Raw genomic sequence first — 477 nt, 5'->3', positions numbered from 1 at the left:
GAGGAACAGTCGCCTGAAGTAAAAATCGAACCTGTTGTACTTGACCGGCTTCAACACGAATAACGGGCTGAGTCGGGATTAAACGAATTGATTTATTGCTTTCAGGCAAATCAACAATGGTGGTGTAAAGCAATGAAGGATGATCATCTGTATTCTTAATATTAATACTAGCTTCACCACGCTTTTCATCAACCAGCAATACTGATGCTTCAGGAACCATCCCTGTGGCTAAGGTATTCATTGATGTTGTTATAAATACAGTGAATGTAATGTGTCTGAGCATTTAAATTAAAACTCCTGTAATAATGATAAATAACGCAGAAACATATTGTTAATATATGTTATGCACTGTTTGCGATGAGATTGATTAAGACAGACCATGTCATAGGGCATAATCTGTCCGAGTTATAGCTAACTGGTTAATGCGTAAAAATAAAAACTGTATTACAAGTTCTTATAAATACTGAACGCTGATAG

The 477-nt window shown here is 35.8% G+C and carries 1 protein-coding gene; it reads right to left on the bottom strand.

The annotated features are described in order from the left end of the window. On the bottom strand, nt 1-220 hold a 220-nt coding region (locus tag K0039_RS25145), incomplete at its 3' end, for a fimbria/pilus periplasmic chaperone (RefSeq protein WP_228106857.1). Between the last annotated feature and the right edge of the window lie 257 nt (nt 221-477).

It is taken from the genome of Terrisporobacter mayombei (assembly GCF_020748465.1).
Classification (GTDB): domain Bacteria; phylum Bacillota; class Clostridia; order Peptostreptococcales; family Peptostreptococcaceae; genus Terrisporobacter; species Terrisporobacter mayombei.
The sequence above is the reverse complement of the archived record's forward strand: the minus strand, read 5'-3'. Positions and strand labels throughout refer to the sequence as shown.